25 protein-coding genes are annotated in these 19509 nt (G+C 56.8%); all 25 read right to left on the bottom strand.

The features are described from left to right. Nucleotides 1-86: 86 nt before the first annotated feature. The 25 genes from ACPW7J_RS05480 to ACPW7J_RS05360 all read right to left on the bottom strand — a co-directional run bounded on the left by ACPW7J_RS05480 (nucleotide 87) and on the right by ACPW7J_RS05360 (nucleotide 19507). Entirely contained in the window at nucleotides 87-251 is a 165-nt protein-coding gene (locus ACPW7J_RS05480) for a hypothetical protein (protein ID WP_425757101.1), read from the bottom strand. A gap of 137 nt (nucleotides 252-388) precedes the next feature. Continuing rightward, entirely contained in the window at nucleotides 389-1996 is a 1608-nt protein-coding gene (locus ACPW7J_RS05475; protein WP_425757099.1) for a terminase large subunit, read from the bottom strand. 116 nt (nucleotides 1997-2112) lie between these two features. Then, entirely contained in the window at nucleotides 2113-2517 is a 405-nt protein-coding gene (locus ACPW7J_RS05470; protein ID WP_425757097.1) for a hypothetical protein, read from the bottom strand. 50 nt (nucleotides 2518-2567) lie between these two features. Further along, on the bottom strand, nucleotides 2568-2888 hold the full coding sequence (locus tag ACPW7J_RS05465) for a hypothetical protein (RefSeq protein ID WP_425757096.1): 321 nt from the start codon (nucleotides 2886-2888) through the stop codon (nucleotides 2568-2570). A gap of 109 nt (nucleotides 2889-2997) precedes the next feature. Continuing rightward, complete coding sequence (locus tag ACPW7J_RS05460) at nucleotides 2998-3366, bottom strand: DUF7698 family protein (protein WP_425757094.1); 369 nt, start codon at nucleotides 3364-3366, stop codon at nucleotides 2998-3000. A gap of 138 nt (nucleotides 3367-3504) precedes the next feature. After that, nucleotides 3505-3696, bottom strand: coding sequence for a hypothetical protein (locus ACPW7J_RS05455; protein WP_425757092.1), 192 nt, complete (start codon nucleotides 3694-3696; stop codon nucleotides 3505-3507). Further along, the gene (locus ACPW7J_RS05450; protein ID WP_425757090.1) at nucleotides 3693-3905 is read right to left on the bottom strand and encodes a hypothetical protein; all 213 of its coding nucleotides are present in this window, start codon (nucleotides 3903-3905) and stop codon (nucleotides 3693-3695) included. Before ACPW7J_RS05450 ends, ACPW7J_RS05455 begins: the two co-directional genes overlap by 4 nt. Further along, entirely contained in the window at nucleotides 3902-4573 is a 672-nt protein-coding gene (locus ACPW7J_RS05445; RefSeq protein WP_425757088.1) for a gamma-glutamylcyclotransferase family protein, read from the bottom strand. The genes ACPW7J_RS05450 and ACPW7J_RS05445 overlap by 4 nt, the downstream gene beginning before the upstream one ends. 95 nt (nucleotides 4574-4668) lie before the next feature. Next, on the bottom strand, nucleotides 4669-5610 hold the full coding sequence (locus ACPW7J_RS05440) for an amidoligase family protein (RefSeq protein WP_425757086.1): 942 nt from the start codon (nucleotides 5608-5610) through the stop codon (nucleotides 4669-4671). 140 nt (nucleotides 5611-5750) lie between these two features. Next, the gene (locus ACPW7J_RS05435; protein ID WP_425757503.1) at nucleotides 5751-5969 is read right to left on the bottom strand and encodes a DUF4314 domain-containing protein; all 219 of its coding nucleotides are present in this window, start codon (nucleotides 5967-5969) and stop codon (nucleotides 5751-5753) included. Next, nucleotides 5953-6804: a virulence protein gene (locus ACPW7J_RS05430; RefSeq protein WP_425757085.1), complete on the bottom strand. Its 852-nt coding sequence runs from the start codon at nucleotides 6802-6804 to the stop codon at nucleotides 5953-5955. Before ACPW7J_RS05430 ends, ACPW7J_RS05435 begins: the two co-directional genes overlap by 17 nt. An 81-nt stretch (nucleotides 6805-6885) precedes the next feature. Next, nucleotides 6886-8877 carry a DNA cytosine methyltransferase gene (locus ACPW7J_RS05425; protein ID WP_425757083.1) on the bottom strand — a complete coding sequence of 664 codons (1992 nt, stop codon included), beginning with the start codon at nucleotides 8875-8877 and terminating at the stop codon, nucleotides 6886-6888. Beyond that, nucleotides 8870-9049 (bottom strand): hypothetical protein, encoded by a 180-nt coding sequence (locus ACPW7J_RS05420; protein WP_425757082.1) that lies wholly within the window; start codon nucleotides 9047-9049, stop codon nucleotides 8870-8872. The genes ACPW7J_RS05425 and ACPW7J_RS05420 overlap by 8 nt, the downstream gene beginning before the upstream one ends. Further along, nucleotides 9027-10298, bottom strand: coding sequence for a site-specific DNA-methyltransferase (locus ACPW7J_RS05415; RefSeq protein WP_425757080.1), 1272 nt, complete (start codon nucleotides 10296-10298; stop codon nucleotides 9027-9029). Before ACPW7J_RS05415 ends, ACPW7J_RS05420 begins: the two co-directional genes overlap by 23 nt. Nucleotides 10299-10445: 147 nt before the next feature. Further along, nucleotides 10446-11075, bottom strand: a complete 630-nt coding sequence (locus tag ACPW7J_RS05410; protein WP_425757078.1) for a hypothetical protein — start codon at nucleotides 11073-11075, stop codon at nucleotides 10446-10448. A gap of 145 nt (nucleotides 11076-11220) precedes the next feature. Then, nucleotides 11221-11754, bottom strand: coding sequence for a P27 family phage terminase small subunit (locus ACPW7J_RS05405; protein WP_425757076.1), 534 nt, complete (start codon nucleotides 11752-11754; stop codon nucleotides 11221-11223). Between the two features lie 231 nt (nucleotides 11755-11985). After that, complete coding sequence (locus ACPW7J_RS05400; RefSeq protein WP_425757074.1) at nucleotides 11986-12345, bottom strand: HNH endonuclease; 360 nt, start codon at nucleotides 12343-12345, stop codon at nucleotides 11986-11988. 129 nt (nucleotides 12346-12474) lie between these two features. Then, nucleotides 12475-12936 carry a hypothetical protein gene (locus ACPW7J_RS05395; RefSeq protein WP_425757072.1) on the bottom strand — a complete coding sequence of 154 codons (462 nt, stop codon included), beginning with the start codon at nucleotides 12934-12936 and terminating at the stop codon, nucleotides 12475-12477. 73 nt (nucleotides 12937-13009) lie between these two features. Continuing rightward, nucleotides 13010-14269: an SNF2-related protein gene (locus tag ACPW7J_RS05390; protein ID WP_425757501.1), complete on the bottom strand. Its 1260-nt coding sequence runs from the start codon at nucleotides 14267-14269 to the stop codon at nucleotides 13010-13012. Nucleotides 14270-14387: 118 nt separating this feature from the next. Further along, nucleotides 14388-14675 (bottom strand): VRR-NUC domain-containing protein, encoded by a 288-nt coding sequence (locus ACPW7J_RS05385; RefSeq protein ID WP_425757071.1) that lies wholly within the window; start codon nucleotides 14673-14675, stop codon nucleotides 14388-14390. Then, the gene (locus ACPW7J_RS05380) at nucleotides 14656-15213 is read right to left on the bottom strand and encodes a YozE family protein (RefSeq protein ID WP_425757069.1); all 558 of its coding nucleotides are present in this window, start codon (nucleotides 15211-15213) and stop codon (nucleotides 14656-14658) included. Before ACPW7J_RS05380 ends, ACPW7J_RS05385 begins: the two co-directional genes overlap by 20 nt. 246 nt (nucleotides 15214-15459) lie before the next feature. Then, nucleotides 15460-17796: a VapE domain-containing protein gene (locus ACPW7J_RS05375; protein ID WP_425757067.1), complete on the bottom strand. Its 2337-nt coding sequence runs from the start codon at nucleotides 17794-17796 to the stop codon at nucleotides 15460-15462. Then, on the bottom strand, nucleotides 17786-18205 hold the full coding sequence (locus ACPW7J_RS05370; protein ID WP_425757065.1) for a DUF4406 domain-containing protein: 420 nt from the start codon (nucleotides 18203-18205) through the stop codon (nucleotides 17786-17788). The genes ACPW7J_RS05375 and ACPW7J_RS05370 overlap by 11 nt, the downstream gene beginning before the upstream one ends. Continuing rightward, nucleotides 18195-18995 (bottom strand): phage antirepressor KilAC domain-containing protein, encoded by an 801-nt coding sequence (locus ACPW7J_RS05365; protein ID WP_425757063.1) that lies wholly within the window; start codon nucleotides 18993-18995, stop codon nucleotides 18195-18197. Before ACPW7J_RS05365 ends, ACPW7J_RS05370 begins: the two co-directional genes overlap by 11 nt. 185 nt (nucleotides 18996-19180) lie before the next feature. Next, the gene (locus tag ACPW7J_RS05360; RefSeq protein ID WP_425757061.1) at nucleotides 19181-19507 is read right to left on the bottom strand and encodes a hypothetical protein; all 327 of its coding nucleotides are present in this window, start codon (nucleotides 19505-19507) and stop codon (nucleotides 19181-19183) included. Between the last annotated feature and the right edge of the window lie 2 nt (nucleotides 19508-19509).

The raw sequence follows: 19509 nt of genomic DNA, 5'->3' as shown, positions 1-19509 counted from the left end.
TGCGGATAATAGCAAGTCAATTACGGGCATAAAGTACACAAACATCCGGGGCAGTTTTTGTGTGGTTTATGCCCCGGAAAAGCCGCTCAGACCAGCCGTCTCAGCGCGGCGCGGCAGACCTGCCTCGCCCTCTTTTTCAGCGGCCGCTTCCACCTGCGGATGGATGCCGCTTTGGTGTGGTTCCTTGACCAGCCGCCGAAGTCCTCCCTCTCATATTTTCCAAACCTTTCCTCTGCTCCATATGGCTTCATTAGAAATCCCTCCATCCGAATAGTTTCCGGGACACCCTCCCGGTAAGTGACATATTCGCTCTGAAACCGCAGAATAGCAAGCAGAATACAGCCGTATCATGCACAAACATCCTTTGTGGGGTTTGTGCATTTTACCACTACAGAATGAGGAGCCCGCGGGTATCGTAGACGCTCTCCGAGGACACGTTCCCGCAGCGGATCGCCCGGTCAAGCCCCATGATCGCGGCCACTGCCCCGTCAATCTTCTCCGTGGACTTTTCCTTATCTGCCTTGATGTTGCCCGCCGGGTCGGTGCGGATGAAGATGTTGTCCATCATCCACCGCAGGACCGGATGCCCGCCGTGGGCAACCATCTGCTCCAGCACCAGCTTCATCAGCTCCTTCGTTGGCGGCGACATATCCTTGAAGCCCTGCCCGAACGGGACCACCGTGAAGCCCATCCCCTCCAGGTTCTGCACCATCTGCACCGCGCCCCACCGGTCGAAGGCGATCTCCCGGATGTTGAACCGCTCCCCAAGCCGCTCGATAAATTTTTCAATATAGCCGTAATGCACCACGTTCCCCTCCGTGGTCATCAGCTTCCCCTGCCGCTCCCACACATCGTAGGGGACATGGTCGCGCCGCACGCGCAGCTCCAGCGTCTCCTCCGGCACCCAGAAGTACGGCAAGATACAGTATTTGTCCTCCTCATCTAACGGCGGGAACACCAGCACGAACGCCGTGATGTCCGTGGTGGAGGACAAGTCCAGCCCGCCGTAGCAGACGCGCCCCTCCAGACCGTCCTCGGAAACAGGGAATGCGCAGGCATCCCATCGGTCCATGGGCATCCACCGCACCGCCTGTTTCACCCACTGGTTTAAGCGGAGCTGCCGGAAGCTGTTCTCCTCGCCGGGGTTCTGCTTCGCCGACTCGCAGGCGGCCTCCACTTTGTCAATCCCTACCGTGATATTTAATGACGGATTGGCTTTCTTCCACACCTTGGGGTCCGTCCAGTCGTCCGCCTCATCCGCGCCGTAAATGACAGGGTAAAAGGTCGGGTCGATCTTCCGCCCCTCTAAAATATCCTTTGCCTTCTGGTGCGTCTCGTAGCAGATGGAATGGGTGTCCGTCCCCGCCGTGGTGATGAGGAAATACAGCGGCTGCATCCTTGCGTCCCCGGAGCCCTTGGTCATGACGTCAAATAATTTCCTGTTCGGCTGCGTGTGCAGCTCGTCAAACACCACGCCGTGGATGTTGAAGCCGTGCTTGGAATACGCCTCCGCCGAAAGCACCTGGTAGAAGGAATTGGTGGGCGTGTATATGATCCGCTTCTGCGAGGCGAGTATCTTCACCCGCTTGGAAAGTGCCGGACACATCCGCACCATGTCCGCCGCCACGTCAAAGACAATGGTGGCCTGCTGCCGGTCGGCGGCGCACCCGTACACCTCGGCGCGTTCCTCTCCGTCCCCGCAGGTCAAAAGCAGCGCCACAGCGGCGGCAAGCTCCGACTTGCCCTGCTTTTTCGGAATCTCAACATATGCTGTGTTGAACTGGCGGTAGCCGTTCGGTTTCAGGGTGCCGAAAATGTCACGGATGATCTGCTCCTGCCAGTCAATCAGCTCAAAGGGCTTCCCCGCCCATGTCCCCTTGGTGTGGCAGAGGCTCTCGATGAACATCACGGCAAAATCGGCGGAGTCCTTATCGTAATGGCTGTCCTTCGCCCTGAACTTCGTCGCCCTGTATTTTTTCAGCTTCCGCATTGCCATTCGGCATCACCTCCCCAAAGATGGCATCAAAAATGGCCTGCCTATGGTAAGCCCCAATCTATCGGAACAAGACACAGAGCCTTCCGGCTCCGTTCTTGTAATTCTCCGTTTTTCGTTTACTGCTGCATCGCCCAGGCGATTGCGTGGCCGTCATCCTCGAACTCGGCTCTGCTTGCCGCCCTCAGCCCGATGGCGCCTTCGCAGGTATGGTCGTCGCCCAGGAATTCGTAAACCGCCCCGAAATAGCAGGGCTTGTTTGGGCCGTTGAAAAAGTAGCCAGCGATGACCACCCTGTCGCCAAAGGTCAGCAGCTTGCCCCACCTGCATTCCAGGTCTTCCGGCGTGGTGGGGTTCGGCAGTCTGTAGGTTTTCATTGCATCGTTGATCTTCATGGTCTGTGTCCTCCTTTTTGTTTTCCCTTTCAGCAGTACACATATTCGCTCTTTCTGCCGGTAATAGCAAGTGAATAACGGGCATAAAGTACACAAATATCTGCGGGAGAAACTGTGTATATCTGCCACGGGCAAAAGAGCCTCCCGGCCCAGTTGCCTGCGGAAAACCCGCCTGGATGCTATTGGAACGGAAGCTCCACCGGCTCTTCCATCTCCCTTTTCCATTCCGCATATTCCTCGTCGGTGACTTCCGCCGCCCCGGTGCAGACCGGGCATTCCTGCCCAAGCTCCCTGTCCGACGGTGCCTCCGCCCCAGGCTCATACCGGTTCGGCTCTTCCCACTGCCTCCGGGCCTTTTCGTTGGCCTGACGGACCGCCGTCTCCTCATCGGGGGCCTGCTCCATGTCGTTCCACCATTCCGGCTCGCAGGGCCAGCCTTCCGCATTGAAATCCGTACCCGGAACCACCAGCCATACTTTATACCACTTCATCCCTGCCATAAAAAATCCTCCTTCGCCCCGCACTGCCCTGCGGATGTATTTTTTGCCTTCCCGTTTCTCCGGGGCTTCCGGCCCGCCGGTTTTCCCTCCCGTCAGGCCACCCCGCGCCTTACGCTTCTTCCGCCGCCATCCGGATCGCTGGGATGACCGCCCGCTCCTGGGTCTGGAAGTCTGTGTAGTTCGCTTTTACCTCCGTCAGCCCCGCCATCTGGAAGCCGTGCTTTGCAAATTCCGCAAGCGTCGAGATCAGGCTGGAAAAGGTGCTGCTGATGGTGAACTCGGTGATGCCGTTCTCCTTCAGCGTTTCCGCGATCTCCCCGACCTCGCTGTCCCAGATGACCTCGCCGAAGTCTATCCTGTCGTTGCCCGCCGTGATGCTGTTGCGGTATGCCCAGAACAGTGTCGGGTTGATCCCCCAGTCCTTAAGGCTTGCTGCCTGCTCCGCGATGGCCTTTTCAAAAAGTTCGATCTTCTTCATGGTGTGTACCTCCGTTTTGTCTTTTTGTTTTCCCTTTCGGTAGTACACATATTCGCTCTGATCGCGGATAATAGCAAGTTAATAACGGGCATAAACTACACAAATATGTGCGCCGGAAATTGTGTAGTTTATGGCGGGCTAATCCCCGCCAAGCTCCCTGCGGATCATGTGTTTGGAATGCTGCCGTTCCGACTTCTTGAACGGCCGCTTGTAGCGCCTCCGCCTCTGCCCGCGCCTTTTCCCGGACGCGGGCATGGCGATCCCGGTGTGCATCTCATCCCCGTACTGGTGATCCTCAATCCACCGGAGGTTCCTGCCGTATGCTTTCATCCTTCCTGCCCCCTCCCGTAACACCTGTGGATGGCTTCAAGGATCTGTTCCTGCTCCGCTGCGCCCACGCCGATGCCCTCCAGCGCCTCCCTGGTGCCGCAGTCCGGGCAGAGCTGCGTTTCATTGTCCTTCCGTGAGACTGCCGGCCTCCCGCGGTAAGCCTGCCCGCACCTGGGGCATACCCTCTTTTCCCTGTCCGTGTGTTTCATTCCGCATCCGCCTCCCTTCCAAGCGCCGCCTCCCTGCTGCGGAACATCCGCCCTGCGGACGCACGGCACCGGCTCCCATTCCTGTTCTCCAGGCAGAAGTACCTCCCGTCAAACCCCCGCACGGTGTATGCGCCGGTGCAGCCGTTCTTCCGGTTCGTCACCAGGAAGCAGGCGTCCCCTGCCTTCCACCCGCCCGGAAATTCCCGCGCCTCCCCCGCCGCGCTGTCGGCATACGCCCGTTCCAGGAACGCCCCGTCAAAACCGAAGCTCCGGTAGCCCTGCCTGCAGGTTTCCATGTAGGACCGGCTCGGCAGCCCCAGAGGGCGGTCCTCATGCATGATGTAGACGAACACCCTGCGCCTGCGGACCTTGCCAGTCTTAATCCCCTTGAGCGGCAGCTCCATCTCCTTTTTGTAGTAGAAGGCGGGGAAGCCCTCGTAGCGGTCCAGGACCGCCTCATCTTCCTCTGTCACCGCCCATGCCGCCACGGGGACGCTCGCGCCCTCCTGCGGCTCGATGGTGAGGTAGGAGCCGGTCTTACTGCCTTTGAACAGGAGCCGGTAGCCTTCAATCACCGAGGTGCCGATGATCCTCGCCCCAGGGCAGCGCATCCGCATCTGCGGGATATTCAGATTGGAGCCGTATGCGATGTAGTATCTTTTTTCCATAATGTCTTCCTTCCTTTCCGAAGGGCCTAACCTTCTACTGCCTTAAGGCCGCTTTTGCGGCTTGGGTAAGGCGGCAGGAGGCTGGGTCCTGCGGTTTATCTCCCGTTTCGGAAGGATGCGTCCCCGCTTAAGCGGCGGGTGAGGACCTCCCTCGCGGTCTTGAATTCGTCCCCGATGAAGCCGAGCCGGAGGAGCCAGGTCCTCATGGCGTATTTGGGGTTCTCATGCTGCTGCGGCTTCGGGCTTGCGCTCTTCACTTCCTTCGCCATCTGGCTGAGCAGGAGGCAGAACTGGATGTACCCCTTGAGCTGCCCGGCGTGGAGGCCGTTCCGTTTCCCGCCTGCCGGGGCGTCGAACTGGAAGAGCCGGAACTCGACCGTGGCCTTCGTGAAGGTCGCGTGGTAGTTGAGCATATGGTACCGGCTGTCGTTATAGTGGGCGCTGCGGTTGTAGCCCGCGCCGTGGCTTGCGTACCAGATGTCCGCGAGGGCTGCCATGGTCTGCGGCTTCTTTTTGTTGAGCTGCTCCAGGAAGCGCGGGTCCACCGTGCGGCAGTAGCGGCTCATCCTGCCCCGGTCAAGGTCGAGGGCTTCCGCGATCAGGCCCTCGTGACCCGCCATGATGTTGGCGAGGTTTCTCAGGCTCTGCGGCGTGTGGCCCTTCGCGCCGATGTGGATGTGTACCCCGCAGCCCCTCCCCGCGTCGCTCTTCGCGCCGGCGTGCCGGAGCTGCCGGACAAGCTCCTGCAGGGTTTCAATGTCCGCGTAGGTGAGGACCGGCGTCACCAGCTCGCATTTTTCGCTGTCCGGCCCCGTGATGCTGACGTCCCTCTGGAATTTCCATTCCCTGCCGTCGGCGTCCCAGGCGCTCCAGGTGCAGTAGCCGTTCCGACCTGCTGTGTCTTTGTACCGCCCTGTTCCGAAAAAGTCTGCCGCGGCCTTCGCCGCCCTGCTCCTCGTGATGCCGTTCATCTCTATCTCCACCCCGATGGTCTGTTTCTTTGCTTCCGCTATCTGCCTTGCCATTTTTTCGTTCATCCCTTTTACCTCCGTTTTGTGTGTTTTCCCTTTCGGTAGTACACATATTCGCTCTAAAAGGGGATAATAGCAAGTCAATCACGGGCATAAAGTACACAAGGTTTGATGCCGTATTTTGTGTAGTTTATGGCTCCCGTCCGCTATATCTTGCGGACTTCGTCCTCGCCGTAGATCACATGGAGGCGCGAGCCGTTGTTCCAGCGGACCATCAAAGAAGTCGTGTCGTCCACACCTTCCACCACGCCCTCCGTCCCGGCTGGCGGGGCCTGTTCATCTTCCATCCTGACCAAAGCCACCCGCGTCCCCGCAGGGTATTCCCTGCGGACGCGCTCCACAACCTCCCTACTCGGAAATTTCATCATCTGCCGCCCCCTTCCTTGCCCCGCTCTTGAAGCTGCCGTTGCCGGAAAGGTTCTTCAGCAGGACCTTCCGCTCGCCCTTGTACTCTTCCCCGATGAAGCCGAGCCGGAGCAGGAAGCACCGGAAGGCGTATTTCTCGTTATCCGCAGGACGCTCCTTCGCCGTGACGCGCTTCTGCTTCCGCGCCATGTCGCAGAGGGCGGTGATGAAGTGCGTGTATGCCTTCGCCGCATCCCCGTCCTGTCCGTCCGCGAACCAGGGGAAGGAGACCTTCTCCGCGTCCGCCTCCACCGGGAGGCTCTCCACCGCCAGCGCCTTTTTGATCAGGGCGGCCTTGGCGTCCACCAGCCTGTGCAGGTTCTCCAGGGCTGCGTCCGTGAAGGACTCCCTCGGCAGCGACACCGTAAGCCCGATGCCCTCCTGCGGTTCTGCCTGAGCAGTTTCCCCGCCTGCCGCCTCCGGCGTATCCATGGCCGGTTCCTCTGCGGATTCTTCCGGTTCCGGCGCATCTGCAGCCGCTTCCTCCGCCTCTGCGGTTTCCTGCGGCTCCGCCGCTTCTTCTGTGGAATCCTCCGGCTCCGCCTGCGCCTCTGCGGTCTCTTCCGGCTCTGCCGTGAAACCTGCCTGCGCCAGCCCTGCCAGGACTTTTTCCACCAGTTCCCCGCTGCTGCGTTCATCCCAGGCCAGCGCCCCTTCTTTGCTGACCGTGAAGTTGCTGATTGCGTATGCGCAGGTCGGCATCCTCATGTAGACCGCCTTCATCCCGACAATCCCGGAAATGACCTTTACCATCTCTTTCCTGCGTTCCCCTGTTGCGTTGAATCTTCTTTCCATGCTGTTTGCCCTCCTTTTTTTGTGGTACTACATTAATCACTCAAAGTGGTAAAAATAGCAAGGGAAACCGCAGGAAAAATGTCACAATAAAAAGTCCGGGAACTGGGCGTAGTACACAATGCCCGCAAGCACGAAATATGCGTTCGGCAGCGCGATGCCGTTTCCCCACATTTTGTATTCGGCACTATCCGAGTGGGGGTCTTTCAGCCATTTCACTATCTGCCTGTCGGTCTTCGGCTTTTTGGAAGTCCCCATGATCTTCCGGTGGGCCTCGAACACCTCCCGCCAGAACGCCAGCTCATCCTCTGTGGGGTCCTCCGTGCCAAGGCCGTCACACCACCAGTCCGGGAAGCCCTGGAGCCTCGCGCATTCCGTTGGCGTCAGCCTCCTCACGATGTAGTCCGGCTCCGCCTTCACATCGTTGATGACGGGCGGGTCCTTATAATCAGTAGCCACCAGCGTGTTCGCCAGCTCCTTCTCCGCCCGCGTGAAATGGGAATTCTTGCTGGTGCAGTAGATCGGCTGCGCCACGGCGTGCCGGTCCGTTGCATCCAGCGTGAAAGAGACATCCTCATTGATGCCGCTGCCCTGCGGCCCATTCTTATCATCCCGCCCGATCATGGAACCCTGCAGGACGAAGGTCTGCATCTGCATATTCCGGGTCGCCATCAATGCCCCGGACTTCCCATGCAGGTCGATGACCTCGTCCCTCTGGCTGATGTGGAACGCCGACATCCCCTCCGGCTCCACCACGGCGATCCCGCCCTGATTGCAGGATGGATTCCCGCCGTTTGCGTCCAGCGTCCGGGAGGTTGCCGCCTCATAAAATCCGCTGTGCGGGTTATCCGACTTCATGGCGTTGCTGTCTTTGGAGCAGATGCCGTAAGCCTGCACAGGCACGAACACCGTCTGGTCGTTATTGCATGAGAGGGTCGCCGATCTATCCTCCTGGACTAAAATGCCTTTGCCCCCGCCGGATTTTCCAGCCCTCACCTTCATGGTCTTGGGTGTGTCCGGCTCCGCCACGAACGGCTGGTTGTTCCCGCCCATGCCGTAGGTGGCGCTGACCGTGGGTGCGGTCTCCAGCGGCCCCGTGTAGCGCGTGTCCTGCGAATGGTTCTCAAACATTACCGCCGCAGGCACCGTCCCGGCACGGAGCGTGGGCGAGGTTTCCTCTTCATAGCCGATGCCCCGCGCCTGTGCGGAATGCTCCGTGCAGAACCCCGCCGCATCCAGGACACACGGCGGATGGTGCGCCTCCGCCCGCAGGGTGCAGGCCATGTCCTCCATCACATCCATCCTCTGACCGCCCTGGTCGCAGAGGCAGGTCACTCCCCGGATGCCGCCTGCCGCTCCAGCGCCTTCCTCAGTATGGCGGGCAGCTCCTTGCCACGCGCGGAAGCCCTCCGCAGAATACCCAGACACGCCTTCGGACTCAAATAATATTTTTCCGGCACCCCACCCTGCAAAATCCCCGACAAGGTAGATGCGTTTCCTTCGCTGGGGGACTCCCCACAGCTGCGCGTCGATCTGCCTGAAGGCCACGGAATATCCGTCACCCACGATCTCCCCCGCGTTTGGCCATTTCCCCTTCGGAGGTCCAGGAACAGAAACGCCCTCATCCCTGACAGAGCAGATCTCTTCGAGGACGCAGCGGAAGTCCTCTCCTTTGTTGGATGAGAAGGCACCGGGGACGTTCTCCCACACGATGAACCTTGGATATTTTCCATCTGTCGCACACCTCATTTCCTTTATGATCCTTACCGCCTCGTAGAACAGGCTGGACTGTTTCCCTCCCAGCCCCGCCCGCTTTCCCGCCACCGACATGTCGGTGCAGGGCGAGCCGAAGGTGATGATGTCCACCGGCTCTATCCCATCCCCGTGTATGCCGTTGATATCGCCCAGGTGCTTCACAAACGGCAGCCGCTTCGTGGTCACCCGGATGGGGAACGGCTCTATTTCCGAAGCCCAGACCGGGCGTACCCCGGCAAGCAGGCCGGCGAGCAGAAAACCCCCGGAGCCGTCAAACAGGCTACCGAGGGTCAGTTTCGTTTCTGTATTCGCATTATCCATCCGCACCGCCCCCATCTTCCAGATCATCATAGGAGATGCCCGTCAGTTCCGTCAGCACGTCTTCGCAGGACGCCACTGCCGCATCCCATCCCCGGTCAAACTGCTCCGAGGCGTCACAGCCGCCAAGGGCGTGTATCCTGCGGAATATTTCAATCATCAGTGTTCTGTCCATCTGTTTCCACCTCCTTCACCAGCGCGGAGTACGGGATCTTCTCCCCGCCCCGCTCCACATACACATTTTCCGAGTCCTCGGTATCCTCCACATACCTCCGCAGGATGACGGACGCATACTTCTCATCCAGTTCCATCATGCAGCAGATGCGGTTTGTCTGCTCACACGCCATCATCGTGGAACCGCTGCCGCCGAAAGTGTCCAGCACGATGGCGTTCTCCTGGGAGGAATTGCGGATGGGGTAGCCGAGCAGGTCGAGCGGCTTGGAGGTCGGGTGGTTCTTGTTCCGCTTCGGTTTGTCGTAGTTCCAGATGGTGGTCTGCTTCCGGTCGGAATACCACGGGTGCTTCCCGTTCTTCAGAAAGCCGTACAGCACAGGCTCATGCTGCCACTGGTAATCCGAGCGCCCAAGCACGAGGGAATTCTTCACCCAGATGCACACCCCGGCAAGGTGGAACCCCGCGTCCACAAATGCTTTCCTGAAATTCAGCCCCTCCGTGTCCGCATGGAACACATAAGCCGCACCGCCTTTTTCCAGGTGTGCCGCCATCTGTGAAAATGAATTGTACAGAAAAGTGTAAAACTCCCCGTTCTCCATGCTGTCATTCTGGATGGAAAGCCCGCTGCCGCTCCTGAATGCGACGTTATACGGCGGGTCCGTCACGATGAGGTTTGCTTTCTTCCCGTCCATGAGCGCCGCCACGTCCTCAGCGCTGGTGGCATCGCCGCACACCAGTCTGTGCCTTCCCACCGTCCAGATGTCGCCCCGCTCCACGAACGCCGCTTTCTCTAGCGCGGCGGAAAGGTCGAAGCCATCATCCTTCACATCCTTCTCCTCGTCCCCGGCAAAAAGGTCGGCAAGCTCATCCTCGCCGAAGCCCGTCAGGGATACATCGAAATCCGCCCCCTGCAGACTTTCAATCTCAATGCGGAGCAGCTCCTCATCCCATCCTGCATCCAAAGCCATGCGGTTGTCTGCGAGGATGTAGGCTTTCTTCTGCGCCTCCGTCAGATAATCCACAAACACACACGGCACTTCCTCCATGCCTTCCTCTTTCGCGGCGGCAATCCTGCCATGCCCCGCGATGACATTGAACTCCCGGTCGATGATGACCGGATTGATGAAGCCGAACTCCCGCAGAGACGAGCGAAGCTTCGTGAGCTGTTCCGGCGAATGAGTCCGCGCATTATTCACATATGGTATTAATTTCCCAACAGCCACAAGCTGCATATCAGTCGTCGTATTCATTAAAACCTCCATTTCACAGCAGACAGCGTTACTTAAATACACACCCTCCGATTAAAAAGAGCATGAAAAAACCGCCCCATAGGACGGTTTCAAAAATAATCAGTTAAAATATTTTCTATGATATTTCGTTTATTGTTTCGACATAAACTATATAGGATGGATGGCTTTTATCCTGCCGTTCAAGATACATATTTTTCTTGTATTTATATCTTTCCCGGACTTCATCCCAATGCCTTTTGGACTTAATGGCATCAGCTTTTTTCCGGATATGATGGACGGCTGGTGCTCCCCCCCCCAATGATAATTGTTAGATCGCTTATCATGGATCAGCCTATAATAAGTCCCATCTTCATCCTTGGCCAATATGGCAAGGTCAAAGCTAAAAACCACTTGTGACAGAATACTGGGAGTATACATCAATGCAGTTATAACAGATGTTGAATCCTTCCCATCGGAGAACCTGCCTCCCCTTACAACACGGCTCCTGCTTCTCCTTAGTATCAGATTCAAAGAATCCCTTACCCTGTTTTTAAGGCATTGGGGGTTATTCCAATATTCCTCCGGCATCCTTATGACCATCAGATTGTAATCCAAGTCAAATGGGGCATTCCCATTCCGCATAACAAGTTTCCGTGCATCGCTTCCGCTGCCTACAAGGAAAAACTGAGTAACTATGCCATATTCCTCATTCAGATAATCCCGCAGTTCTGTAAGCATCTGTGAACACTCACTACGGTATGGCTTGACTTCCTTCTCACTCACATATTCGTATGCCATTCTTTTTCTCCCATCTGCCCACGCCTCCATTTAACGCTCTTTTGTCGCTAAATCATTATAGTATGGCAGAGAACGCCTACTCTGTCAATCTTCTTTTTGTACATTTTATAATTTTTTCTGTATACCTCCCAATTTTCAAACATCCCTACATGCCTTTCCTCGCGCGGAGCAGGCGCTCCATCACGTCATCCTGGGGCGTGTTCCCCGAAAACTCCACCGAGCAGTTCTCCTTCACGATCTGGTAAATCTGCATCCAGCAGTAGTTGGTCTGCTTCATATAGGACTGGCTCATGGAAACATAGGGGGAGGCGATGGCGGCTCCCGTGGTCGGGTGCTTCGCCAGAAATCCAGTGGAGGAAACAATCTCCTCACACTGAATCCACCGGGACACGCTCATGGCGTACTGCTCCACCATCTGCACGGTGACCAGCTTCTCACAGCCCCTCGCCTTCAGCCAGGCATACGTCTCGTTATACACTTCCTCCGCCACCAGCTCCCGCCCGCTTTTCTGCGGGGACTTTAGGAAGTCCTTCACGGGCGGCACATCCACGCCCTCCAGCTCGGCCGGTTCCATCAGCACCTCCGCCGTTTTCCCCTCGCTGATCTTCTCCGTGAGGGCCTTGGGCTTGCGCCCCGCCCCTAGCCTTGCGCCGCCACGCCCACTGCCGTCTTTTGCCACCGTTTCCACCCCGTTTCTTTGATTTTCTTTGAAAAAATGCTGCGGAAATCAAACGCCGCAGCGCCTTAAAAGCCTTTATTTTACGGAAAATCCTGCAGGGGCAATCCCCCGTTTGATTTCCGGTTTTTATGCGTGACACCCCACGCCCGTTCCCCGGCGGGTCCCTTGTGGAGATTTCGACCGCCCCTCCCGGCTGGCAGAAATCCCCACAAGGAACCCGCACACGGTACATTAACGCTTATTCCACCGGTCACCGCGCTCCGCATGAATCCTCGCATGGCAGGACTGGCACAGCGACACGAGGTTCGCCTCGTCATGCGTCCCGCCCTCTGCCAATGGCAGCCTGTGGTGTACTTCCTCCACCGGCCGCAGCAGCCCCTTCTTCCGGCACTCCTCACAGAACGGGTGCTTTGCGGCGTAACGGTCACGGATTCGTTTCCACGCCCTGCCATACCTACGGCGTACAGCCGGGTCACGGTCGTACTTCTCGTAGCGGCGGTTCTCCTGCTTCCCATGCTCCTCACAGAACCGCCCCTCCGTCAGCCTGGGACAGCCAGGGAAGGAACACGGCCCCTTCGGTTTCCTTGGCATCTGCCTCACCTCCTCACGGCATAAAGAAAGCCCCTGCAGGATTCCGATGCTCCCGCGAAGGCCCTCTTGACATTTTTACCCTATCAGCATACCACGCCGAAACGGATAAATCATCTCACAAAGTGGACATTATGGTTTCCCGAACAGCAGGGTGGTCAGCTTTGCCAGCGCCCGGTTCTTCCTCCGGTATGCGGACGCCCGCTCAATCCCAAAGTAGTCCGCCACGTCATCCGCCGCGCTGCTGCCGTATTCGTTGTCCTCACTGTAGAACGCATCCAGCACATAGCGGTCGTCCTCCGAAAGCTCCTCCCATGCCGGGCCGAACCACGCCATGTATTCCATTGCCTGCCGGTACCGCTCCCGCAGGACGCTGATCTCATCCATGCCCTCCGCCATCCTGTCCTCCGCGGCATGGGGATTGTGTGCGTGTGGCACCCCGTCAAACTGCGGGCTACTGATCCCGCCCATTTTTTCATATGCTACCTTTATCTCATCGTCCGTGTGTTCAATGATGAACTTCATACTGCCGTAATCCTTCACCGCGTCTGCCGCCGCCGACTTCTTATCCAGGTACTTCCATGCGATTCCCATAATCTGATACCTCCAATAGAAAATTTTAACTGTTCCCGGATTGTCACTTGTTTTCATCATTTGGCTCAGATTGTCATTGATTGGCTTTTATTTCCAGGTCTGCTTTCACCGCATCGATCAGCGCGGCCTGCGTGGTATCTTTTTCAGAAAGGGCTTTCATGATCCGCTCATCTATGGTGCCTTCCGTGATGATGTGCTGCACCACCACCGTTTCCGATTGCTGCCCCTGCCGCCACAGCCTCGCCACCGTCTGCTGGTATAATTCCAGCGACCAGGTAAGGCCGAACCACACAAGGGTATTCCCACCGCTTTGGAGATTCAGGCCGTGTCCTGCGGATGCCGGATGAATCAATGCCACCGGGATTTCCCCGGCGTTCCACTTCCGGATACTGCCGTCCGTGTCCAGCCTGGCATACGGGATTTTCAGCTTCTGGAGCCGTTCCGTGATACGCTCCAGGTCATGCCGGAACCAGTAGGCCACAAGCACCGGCCTGCCGTATGCCGCCTCGATGATGTCCTCCAGTGCGTCCAGCTTCCGCTCATGGATGGCGATGGTTTCTCCCGCATCCGTGTACACCGCCCCGTCCGCCATCTGCGACAGCTTCCCGGAAAGGGATGCGGCGTTGGCGGCTGTGATTTCCCCATCTGGTAACTGCAAGACGAGGTCTTTTTTCAGCTCCTCATATTTCTCCCACTCCGTTTCGGAAAGGTACACCGTGTACCTGGAATCCACCAGCTCCGGCATCCGCAGGTGGTCGGTGGACTTCATGGAAATGGTGATGTCAGAGATTTTACTGTAAATCTGCTTCTCCGCCCCCGGCAGCGGCTTGTAGGAGAACACCACCTGCCCGTTCTGCTTATCCGGCCGGAAGTAGGAAGTGCGGTACTGCCCGATGAACCGGCCAAGCCGCTCCCCCATATCTAACAGCCGGAACTCCGCCCATAGGTCCATCAGGCCGTTGCTGCTTGGCGTGCCAGTCAGCCCCACGATGCGCTTCACTTTCGGCCGGACTTTCATCAGCGCCTTGAACAGCTTCGTCTGGTGGTTCTTGAAGGAGGACAGCTCATCAATCACCACCATGTCAAAATCAAAGGGGATGCCGCTCTCCGTAACCAGCCATTGTACGTTCTCACGGTTGATGAGATAGATGTCTGCCGGTTTTCGAAGTGCCGACAGCCGTTCGGTTTCTGTACCGACCGCCACGCTGTATTTCAGTCCATTCAAATGATTCCACTTTTTGATTTCATCTGCCCAAGTAGCCCTCGCCACCCGCAAAGGTGCTATTACGAGGATTTTATGAGCTTCAAAGCGGTCAAAAAGAAGATTGTTTATTGCCGTCAGAGTGATTGCGGTCTTGCTCAGCCTAAGCCCATATCCAGGAGAACCGCCGCTGTCTTATGGCTCTCGATGTAATCAATCGCATAGGACTGATAGTCATGTGGTATGAACTTCATTCGGCATCACCTCCCATCTCGCTAATGATGCGTGTAATCTGTTTCTCGCTGTCCAGCACATATACCTTGAATCCCAACCGCCGCAGGAGCTTATGCCTTGCAAGCTGCAGCGGCCTTGGCTTTTTGCCCGGCATCTTGACTTCCACGAATGCCAGCCTCCCGCCAGGGAGAATCGCTAATCTGTCAGGCATCCCGTCAAATCCGGGGGAGACAAATTTCGGCGCGATGCCTCCCGCAGCTTTTACGTCCCGGACGAATTTCTGTTCAATGGTTTTCTCCCGCATATGCCCTCCACAGTTCCTCAAAAGCGTCAACCGCTCCTCTGCAGGCACCGGCCTGCCAGAGATAGCTTGAGATTGCCTGATGGCTTGCCGTTTTGGGGAAATCAAAACACGCAAGCATATCCCTGACGAAATCGCCGCATGGTGAAGCGTCCCGTTTAAATTTCCCCGCCCATTGGAAAAACGGGCTGGGGTTGTCGTTGATTTCACGGGTGAGCACGATCCGATACCGCCAGTTCAGCTCCCCTGCATTCACGGGGGGATGCCCTGCCAGCATCATGGCGTCTTTGAACTCGTTATTGGTAAGGTAAATGCCCGTGTCATGCTCCAGCAGGTGTTTCATCCCATAACTCGTCCGCCCAGGCAGTATTTTCCCTGCGGCACGTACATTCTGCCGTATCCATTCATCCACCGCATTTTTCACATCATCGCTGCGGTCTGTGATCAGCCCATTGTCCTCCCATCCGTTTTCATTGGTGTAAGGCCGTCCATCTCTAATCATCGAAAATCCCTCCTTGTTCCTGTTCCGTACCCGTTCCATATGCCTGTTCCACCGGAAATCCTTTGTCTTCAAAAGCTTTTGGCATCCGTTGGAACAAGAGAACGGAAAATCCCCTTACGCGCGAAATACATGCGCTGGCACAAGAACGCCTGCTCCATTTACATATATTTTTTATTTTTTTGTGCTATTAAGATTTTTCTGTTCCATTGTTCCGCACAGCCGCCAGCGTCCGTGCCTTTAAAGCTTTCCGCATGGAACGGCCGTGCGGAACAGCCATGGAACAGGTCAGGTTGTTCTGATGTAGATACGCTGTTTCCCATAAATAGCGGACCGCCTGGACTTGTCGCTTTTCTTCCAGCCCTCAATCCGCGCCATAATGGCAGAGATAGCGTAGGAATCGGAGGGGCGCATCTCCTCCTTGCCCTTGCCAAAGCACTCGCACCAGATTTCAATGTTGCTGACGGTCTGCCTCACCACGGCCCCCTCCGTCCTCGTCGGGTCGTCCTGGTCCCGGAAATACTCGCGCCGCCTGTAAAGGTCCATGCCGTCCCAATCCTCCGGCAGGAGCATGTCAAGGTACTCCTGCACGATGCCTTCGCGGTCATCCTGCTCCATGGCTTCCCGCTGTTCACGCTTGGCATATTCCTCAAGGCCGGCGTCGAGATACAGCTTTTCCCCCGCTTTGGCGGTCTCGGCGGCCTCCGCCCAAATCTGCTTTACGACCTCGGCGGTCATATCCCAAGGCTTCCACTTCCCCTGGCCGCTCACCTTGACGTTCCAGAAGCGGCGGTTCCCCGTGATGTCGCGCAGATACCCGTTCTCGCTGTTGGTCGTGCCGAAGAACACGCACTGCCTCGGATGCGGCGTCACGCGCCGCCCAAAACTGGCCCTGTACTTATCGTCCTGCCTTGATATAAACGCCTTGACCTTGTCGATGTCAGCCTTCTTCATGCCCGCAAGCTCCCCGATCTCCAAGATCCAATAGCCCTGCAGCTTTTCCGCCGCCGTCTTGTCGTTCATATCCGAGAGCGCAAGGCTGTCGGAGAACCACTCCCCGCCAAGCCATGCGATCAGGGTGCTTTTGCCGATCCCCTGCGCCCCGTTCAGGACGATCATGGTGTCAAACTTAATGCCCGGATGATACACGCGCATATATGCCGCACACAGGGCTTTCCTCGTGACCGCCCGCACATAGGGGCTGTCCTCCGCGCCAAGGTAGTCGATCAATACAGTTTCGAGCCGTTCCGCCTTATCCCAGGGCGGCAGCGCCTCGAACATCTCCCTGATTGGATGGTAGGAGCGGTCATCCGTAACCTTTGTGACCGCAATGCGGTAGTTCCTGTCGGAGAACGAGCCGTAATTGGAATCCACAAAACTGATAAGCTGCGCATCGTCCGCGTCCCGCCAGAACCTTGCCGGGTGTTTCCACGGGACCTCGCCCTTAATCTCCATCCCGTCAGCCAGCTGATTGAAAACAATGCTTTTAAGGTTAGGATCGTTCTCCATGATCAGGGTAATGTTGCGGAGCGAGTTTTTAAGGGCCGTGGAGCGGCTTTCGTACTCAAGCTGTGTTTTCCACGAATCGTCATCCTCTGTGAAATCTGCTGCTGCGTTCCTCTGCTTTTCCTCCAAAATCAGCAGCTTGACCTTTTCATCCCTGCTTGCAAAATCCGCCATATCCCGGAAAGATTTCTTATCATCCTCATCCGGGAACTTATGCACCCTCACAAGGTCAAAGGCGTTCAGTTCCTTCCCGCAGGCGGGGTCCGACTCGTGGAAACTGTACGAGAACCTGTCATCGAAAACCATAACTCCCGCCATGCTGTCGGCTGGAATATAGTCATAGCGGTTTTCAGCCGCAGTCGGAGCGTATATGCCGCTTAAAAACTCCGCGATGGCTCCCGAAATGGAGTAGGCACGGCAGAACGCCCCTACGATGCCGTCCTTCTGCAAAGGGTCCGCCTGTTCCCTGCCCTTTGCCTTTATGACTTCCGACTGCCGGCTCGACATCGGCCACTGCGTGATGTCCCGCCAGTCCGCATACATGCCGAGATACTTATCGGGATCAAGCGGCTCCGCGTCCTGATCTTCAAATACAAACTGCCCGTTGGACGGGCAGGATGCCCAGTACATCATCCTGTTTGCCTGGTAGGTGGAATCATCGAAATAGTCCATGCCAATCTGCTTTGCGGCCATCCGCATGAGTGCCGGATACTCTTCCTCGCTGACTTCCCTCGCAAAGAGGATGACTATCCGGTATCTCGGATTATCCGGGGTATGGCTGTGCGTGGAGTAAAGGAAAAAAGTCACCCCATTAAGTGCCACCTTAACACTGTGCATAAAGACATCGTTGTCATCGATATGGTCTGCGTCAAGCGTCCCGATGGAGCGGAGCGCAACGCAGCCGTTTTTCCTGATGCCGCCCTTCAGCCAGCCGCCCAGGTAGCCGCCGACGTCTTTCAGCGCGTCCCTCTGCTGCTTTGTCAGCTTCGGGTATTCCCCCGCAGTTTCCGTTGTCCTGACAGGGCTGCTGTTGCGGCTCTTAAGGTACTCCCATTCCTGCTCCTGGTTTTTGTATTTTTTGTCCGTCTTCTTATTACAGACCGCCACCTTAATCTTCATGCGGGACCTCCTCCAGATCTTCCGTGAAATAACGGACAGCCTTGTGCATCCTCCTGGCTTTGCATATTTCCTTTTCCATGCCCTCGGATATGCGGCTCCCGAACACCCATACTTCCTGGCATTTGGCAAGGACCACCCCTCCCATGTAAAGGGCAAGCGGGCGTTCGGTTTCCTCCGACAAAAACTGTGGGAACAGCAGATGCACTGCCAGGGGGATGGCCCCCTTATCCACCGCGAAGCGTGAGTAAAGCCGCGCCTTTTTTGTATTGCCGCAGACATCCCCGCCGAACGGGCTGCAGATATAGACCAGCGGCCGGAAACGGGCGGCACGTTCTTCCTGCCCGATTTTTGCCAGCGCATGGTATGCGGTAAGATCCGCATACCCCTCCATATTTTTCTTACCGATCATCGCATCCGTCCTCCCTTTCCATCGTGGGCAGGATGCCGTCCGCCTTAAGCAGGCCGTAAATGAACAGCCGCCCCTGCTGCGTCCAGTAAGTATGCACCTTCGTGTGGACGGTGCCATCGTTTGCCGGATAGCTGTGCGTCTTGGTGCTGGTATATCCTTTTTCTGCGTATTTCTGGTACAGCAGCCAGATTTTATTCCCCTGCTTGTACTGCACGCCTTTTTCATGAAGGTACTGGTTCATGCGGTTTGCCGACCAGCCGTAGTCCTTTGCGATGACCGAGATTGCCACCAGATCCCTGCAGTTCAGCACCACGTCGTAATAACTCGCTTTCGGCTTCATCTCCGTAATCTGCTGATGCTGGACAGCGACGGTCTGCGCCAGCGTTCTGGAGCGTTCCCGCTCCGCTTTCAGTTCTGTCAGGGCCGCGATCATGGTATCGGGGTCTGCGAGTATTTCGTCCACCGCATACACACCGTGCTTCCGGAGGGCAGGCAACACCTCTGAAGTCACCCAGCGTTTGAATTTCTTCGCCGACGGCAGCCTGCTTGAGAGGATGAGGCTGTAAAGGCCGCTCTCGCTGATAACAGAAAATTCCTGGATACCGCCAGGGGTGTCGCATTTCGCTACCCCCTTATCTTCATCATCGACGTGCTTTGCAAGGGCGTCTCTTGGATTGCTGTAGCCCAAAGCTGCCGCTACATCCCTGCCCACAAAATGAGGCTCGCCATTTATAGTCACCGTTCTTACAGAACCAAGCTCTGCATTGCTGAATGTCTGTAATTCATGCATACGAATTACCTCCGTTTTCTAAAAAGTAAGGCATCTGATCTGCCTCCTGCCCCTATAGGCAAAGGAAATCTGCCAAATCCGAAGTGACCCGAAAAAATTTTTAGTCCAAAACTGTGCCGGCCTGATTTGATGTGCAAAAAAACAGGCATCCGTTCCCTTGTATGGGAAAGCAGACGCCCGTTCCGTTATTCTGCCTTTGAGTCTATCACGCCGATATTTCGCTTCATCCGTTTTCGGAGGGCTTCCGTCTTGTTAAACTGCGCCCTCCAGCGCCAGTATGCGGGCGATCCCTCTGGAAGCTCTTCCATCTTCTGCCTGTACATATCACAAAGCGCCTTATACCCGTCCGCCATCTCCCGCAACTCCGAGAGCAGCCCCGCCCTTGTCTCATCCGTGCAGTATTGATTGATGAGCCTTGCGGCCTTCTTCATCGCCGGCATCTTGCAGGGGAAGAATGTTTCCACAATAAGCTCCATGTATCCCGTCCCGTATTCAATCCGCAACCGTCCCATCG

Source organism: Ihubacter sp. rT4E-8 (assembly GCF_049852125.1).
Classification (GTDB): Bacteria; Bacillota; Clostridia; order Peptostreptococcales; family Anaerovoracaceae; genus Senimuribacter.
The sequence above is the reverse complement of the archived record's forward strand: the minus strand, read 5'-3'. Positions and strand labels throughout refer to the sequence as shown.

What these genes read in the sequence shown, in the direction of transcription:
- ACPW7J_RS05480 (WP_425757101.1), bottom strand. Translation starts at nt 251, where the DNA reads ATGAAGCCATATGGAGCAGAGGAAAGGTTTGGAAAATATGAGAGGGAG.
- ACPW7J_RS05475 (WP_425757099.1), bottom strand. Translation starts at nt 1,996, where the DNA reads ATGGCAATGCGGAAGCTGAAAAAATACAGGGCGACGAAGTTCAGGGCG.
- ACPW7J_RS05465 (WP_425757096.1), bottom strand. Translation starts at nt 2,888, where the DNA reads ATGGCAGGGATGAAGTGGTATAAAGTATGGCTGGTGGTTCCGGGTACG.
- ACPW7J_RS05460 (WP_425757094.1), bottom strand. Translation starts at nt 3,366, where the DNA reads ATGAAGAAGATCGAACTTTTTGAAAAGGCCATCGCGGAGCAGGCAGCA.
- ACPW7J_RS05455 (WP_425757092.1), bottom strand. Translation starts at nt 3,696, where the DNA reads ATGAAAGCATACGGCAGGAACCTCCGGTGGATTGAGGATCACCAGTAC.
- ACPW7J_RS05450 (WP_425757090.1), bottom strand. Translation starts at nt 3,905, where the DNA reads ATGAAACACACGGACAGGGAAAAGAGGGTATGCCCCAGGTGCGGGCAG.
- ACPW7J_RS05445 (WP_425757088.1), bottom strand. Translation starts at nt 4,573, where the DNA reads ATGGAAAAAAGATACTACATCGCATACGGCTCCAATCTGAATATCCCG.
- ACPW7J_RS05440 (WP_425757086.1), bottom strand. Translation starts at nt 5,610, where the DNA reads ATGAACGAAAAAATGGCAAGGCAGATAGCGGAAGCAAAGAAACAGACC.
- ACPW7J_RS05435 (WP_425757503.1), bottom strand. Translation starts at nt 5,969, where the DNA reads ATGAAATTTCCGAGTAGGGAGGTTGTGGAGCGCGTCCGCAGGGAATAC.
- ACPW7J_RS05430 (WP_425757085.1), bottom strand. Translation starts at nt 6,804, where the DNA reads ATGGAAAGAAGATTCAACGCAACAGGGGAACGCAGGAAAGAGATGGTA.
- ACPW7J_RS05425 (WP_425757083.1), bottom strand. Translation starts at nt 8,877, where the DNA reads ATGGATAATGCGAATACAGAAACGAAACTGACCCTCGGTAGCCTGTTT.
- ACPW7J_RS05420 (WP_425757082.1), bottom strand. Translation starts at nt 9,049, where the DNA reads ATGGACAGAACACTGATGATTGAAATATTCCGCAGGATACACGCCCTT.
- ACPW7J_RS05415 (WP_425757080.1), bottom strand. Translation starts at nt 10,298, where the DNA reads ATGAATACGACGACTGATATGCAGCTTGTGGCTGTTGGGAAATTAATA.
- ACPW7J_RS05410 (WP_425757078.1), bottom strand. Translation starts at nt 11,075, where the DNA reads ATGGCATACGAATATGTGAGTGAGAAGGAAGTCAAGCCATACCGTAGT.
- ACPW7J_RS05400 (WP_425757074.1), bottom strand. Translation starts at nt 12,345, where the DNA reads ATGCCAAGGAAACCGAAGGGGCCGTGTTCCTTCCCTGGCTGTCCCAGG.
- ACPW7J_RS05395 (WP_425757072.1), bottom strand. Translation starts at nt 12,936, where the DNA reads ATGGGAATCGCATGGAAGTACCTGGATAAGAAGTCGGCGGCGGCAGAC.
- ACPW7J_RS05385 (WP_425757071.1), bottom strand. Translation starts at nt 14,675, where the DNA reads ATGCGGGAGAAAACCATTGAACAGAAATTCGTCCGGGACGTAAAAGCT.
- ACPW7J_RS05380 (WP_425757069.1), bottom strand. Translation starts at nt 15,213, where the DNA reads ATGGAACGGGTACGGAACAGGAACAAGGAGGGATTTTCGATGATTAGA.
- ACPW7J_RS05375 (WP_425757067.1), bottom strand. Translation starts at nt 17,796, where the DNA reads ATGAAGATTAAGGTGGCGGTCTGTAATAAGAAGACGGACAAAAAATAC.
- ACPW7J_RS05370 (WP_425757065.1), bottom strand. Translation starts at nt 18,205, where the DNA reads ATGATCGGTAAGAAAAATATGGAGGGGTATGCGGATCTTACCGCATAC.
- ACPW7J_RS05365 (WP_425757063.1), bottom strand. Translation starts at nt 18,995, where the DNA reads ATGCATGAATTACAGACATTCAGCAATGCAGAGCTTGGTTCTGTAAGA.
- ACPW7J_RS05360 (WP_425757061.1), bottom strand. Translation starts at nt 19,507, where the DNA reads ATGGGACGGTTGCGGATTGAATACGGGACGGGATACATGGAGCTTATT.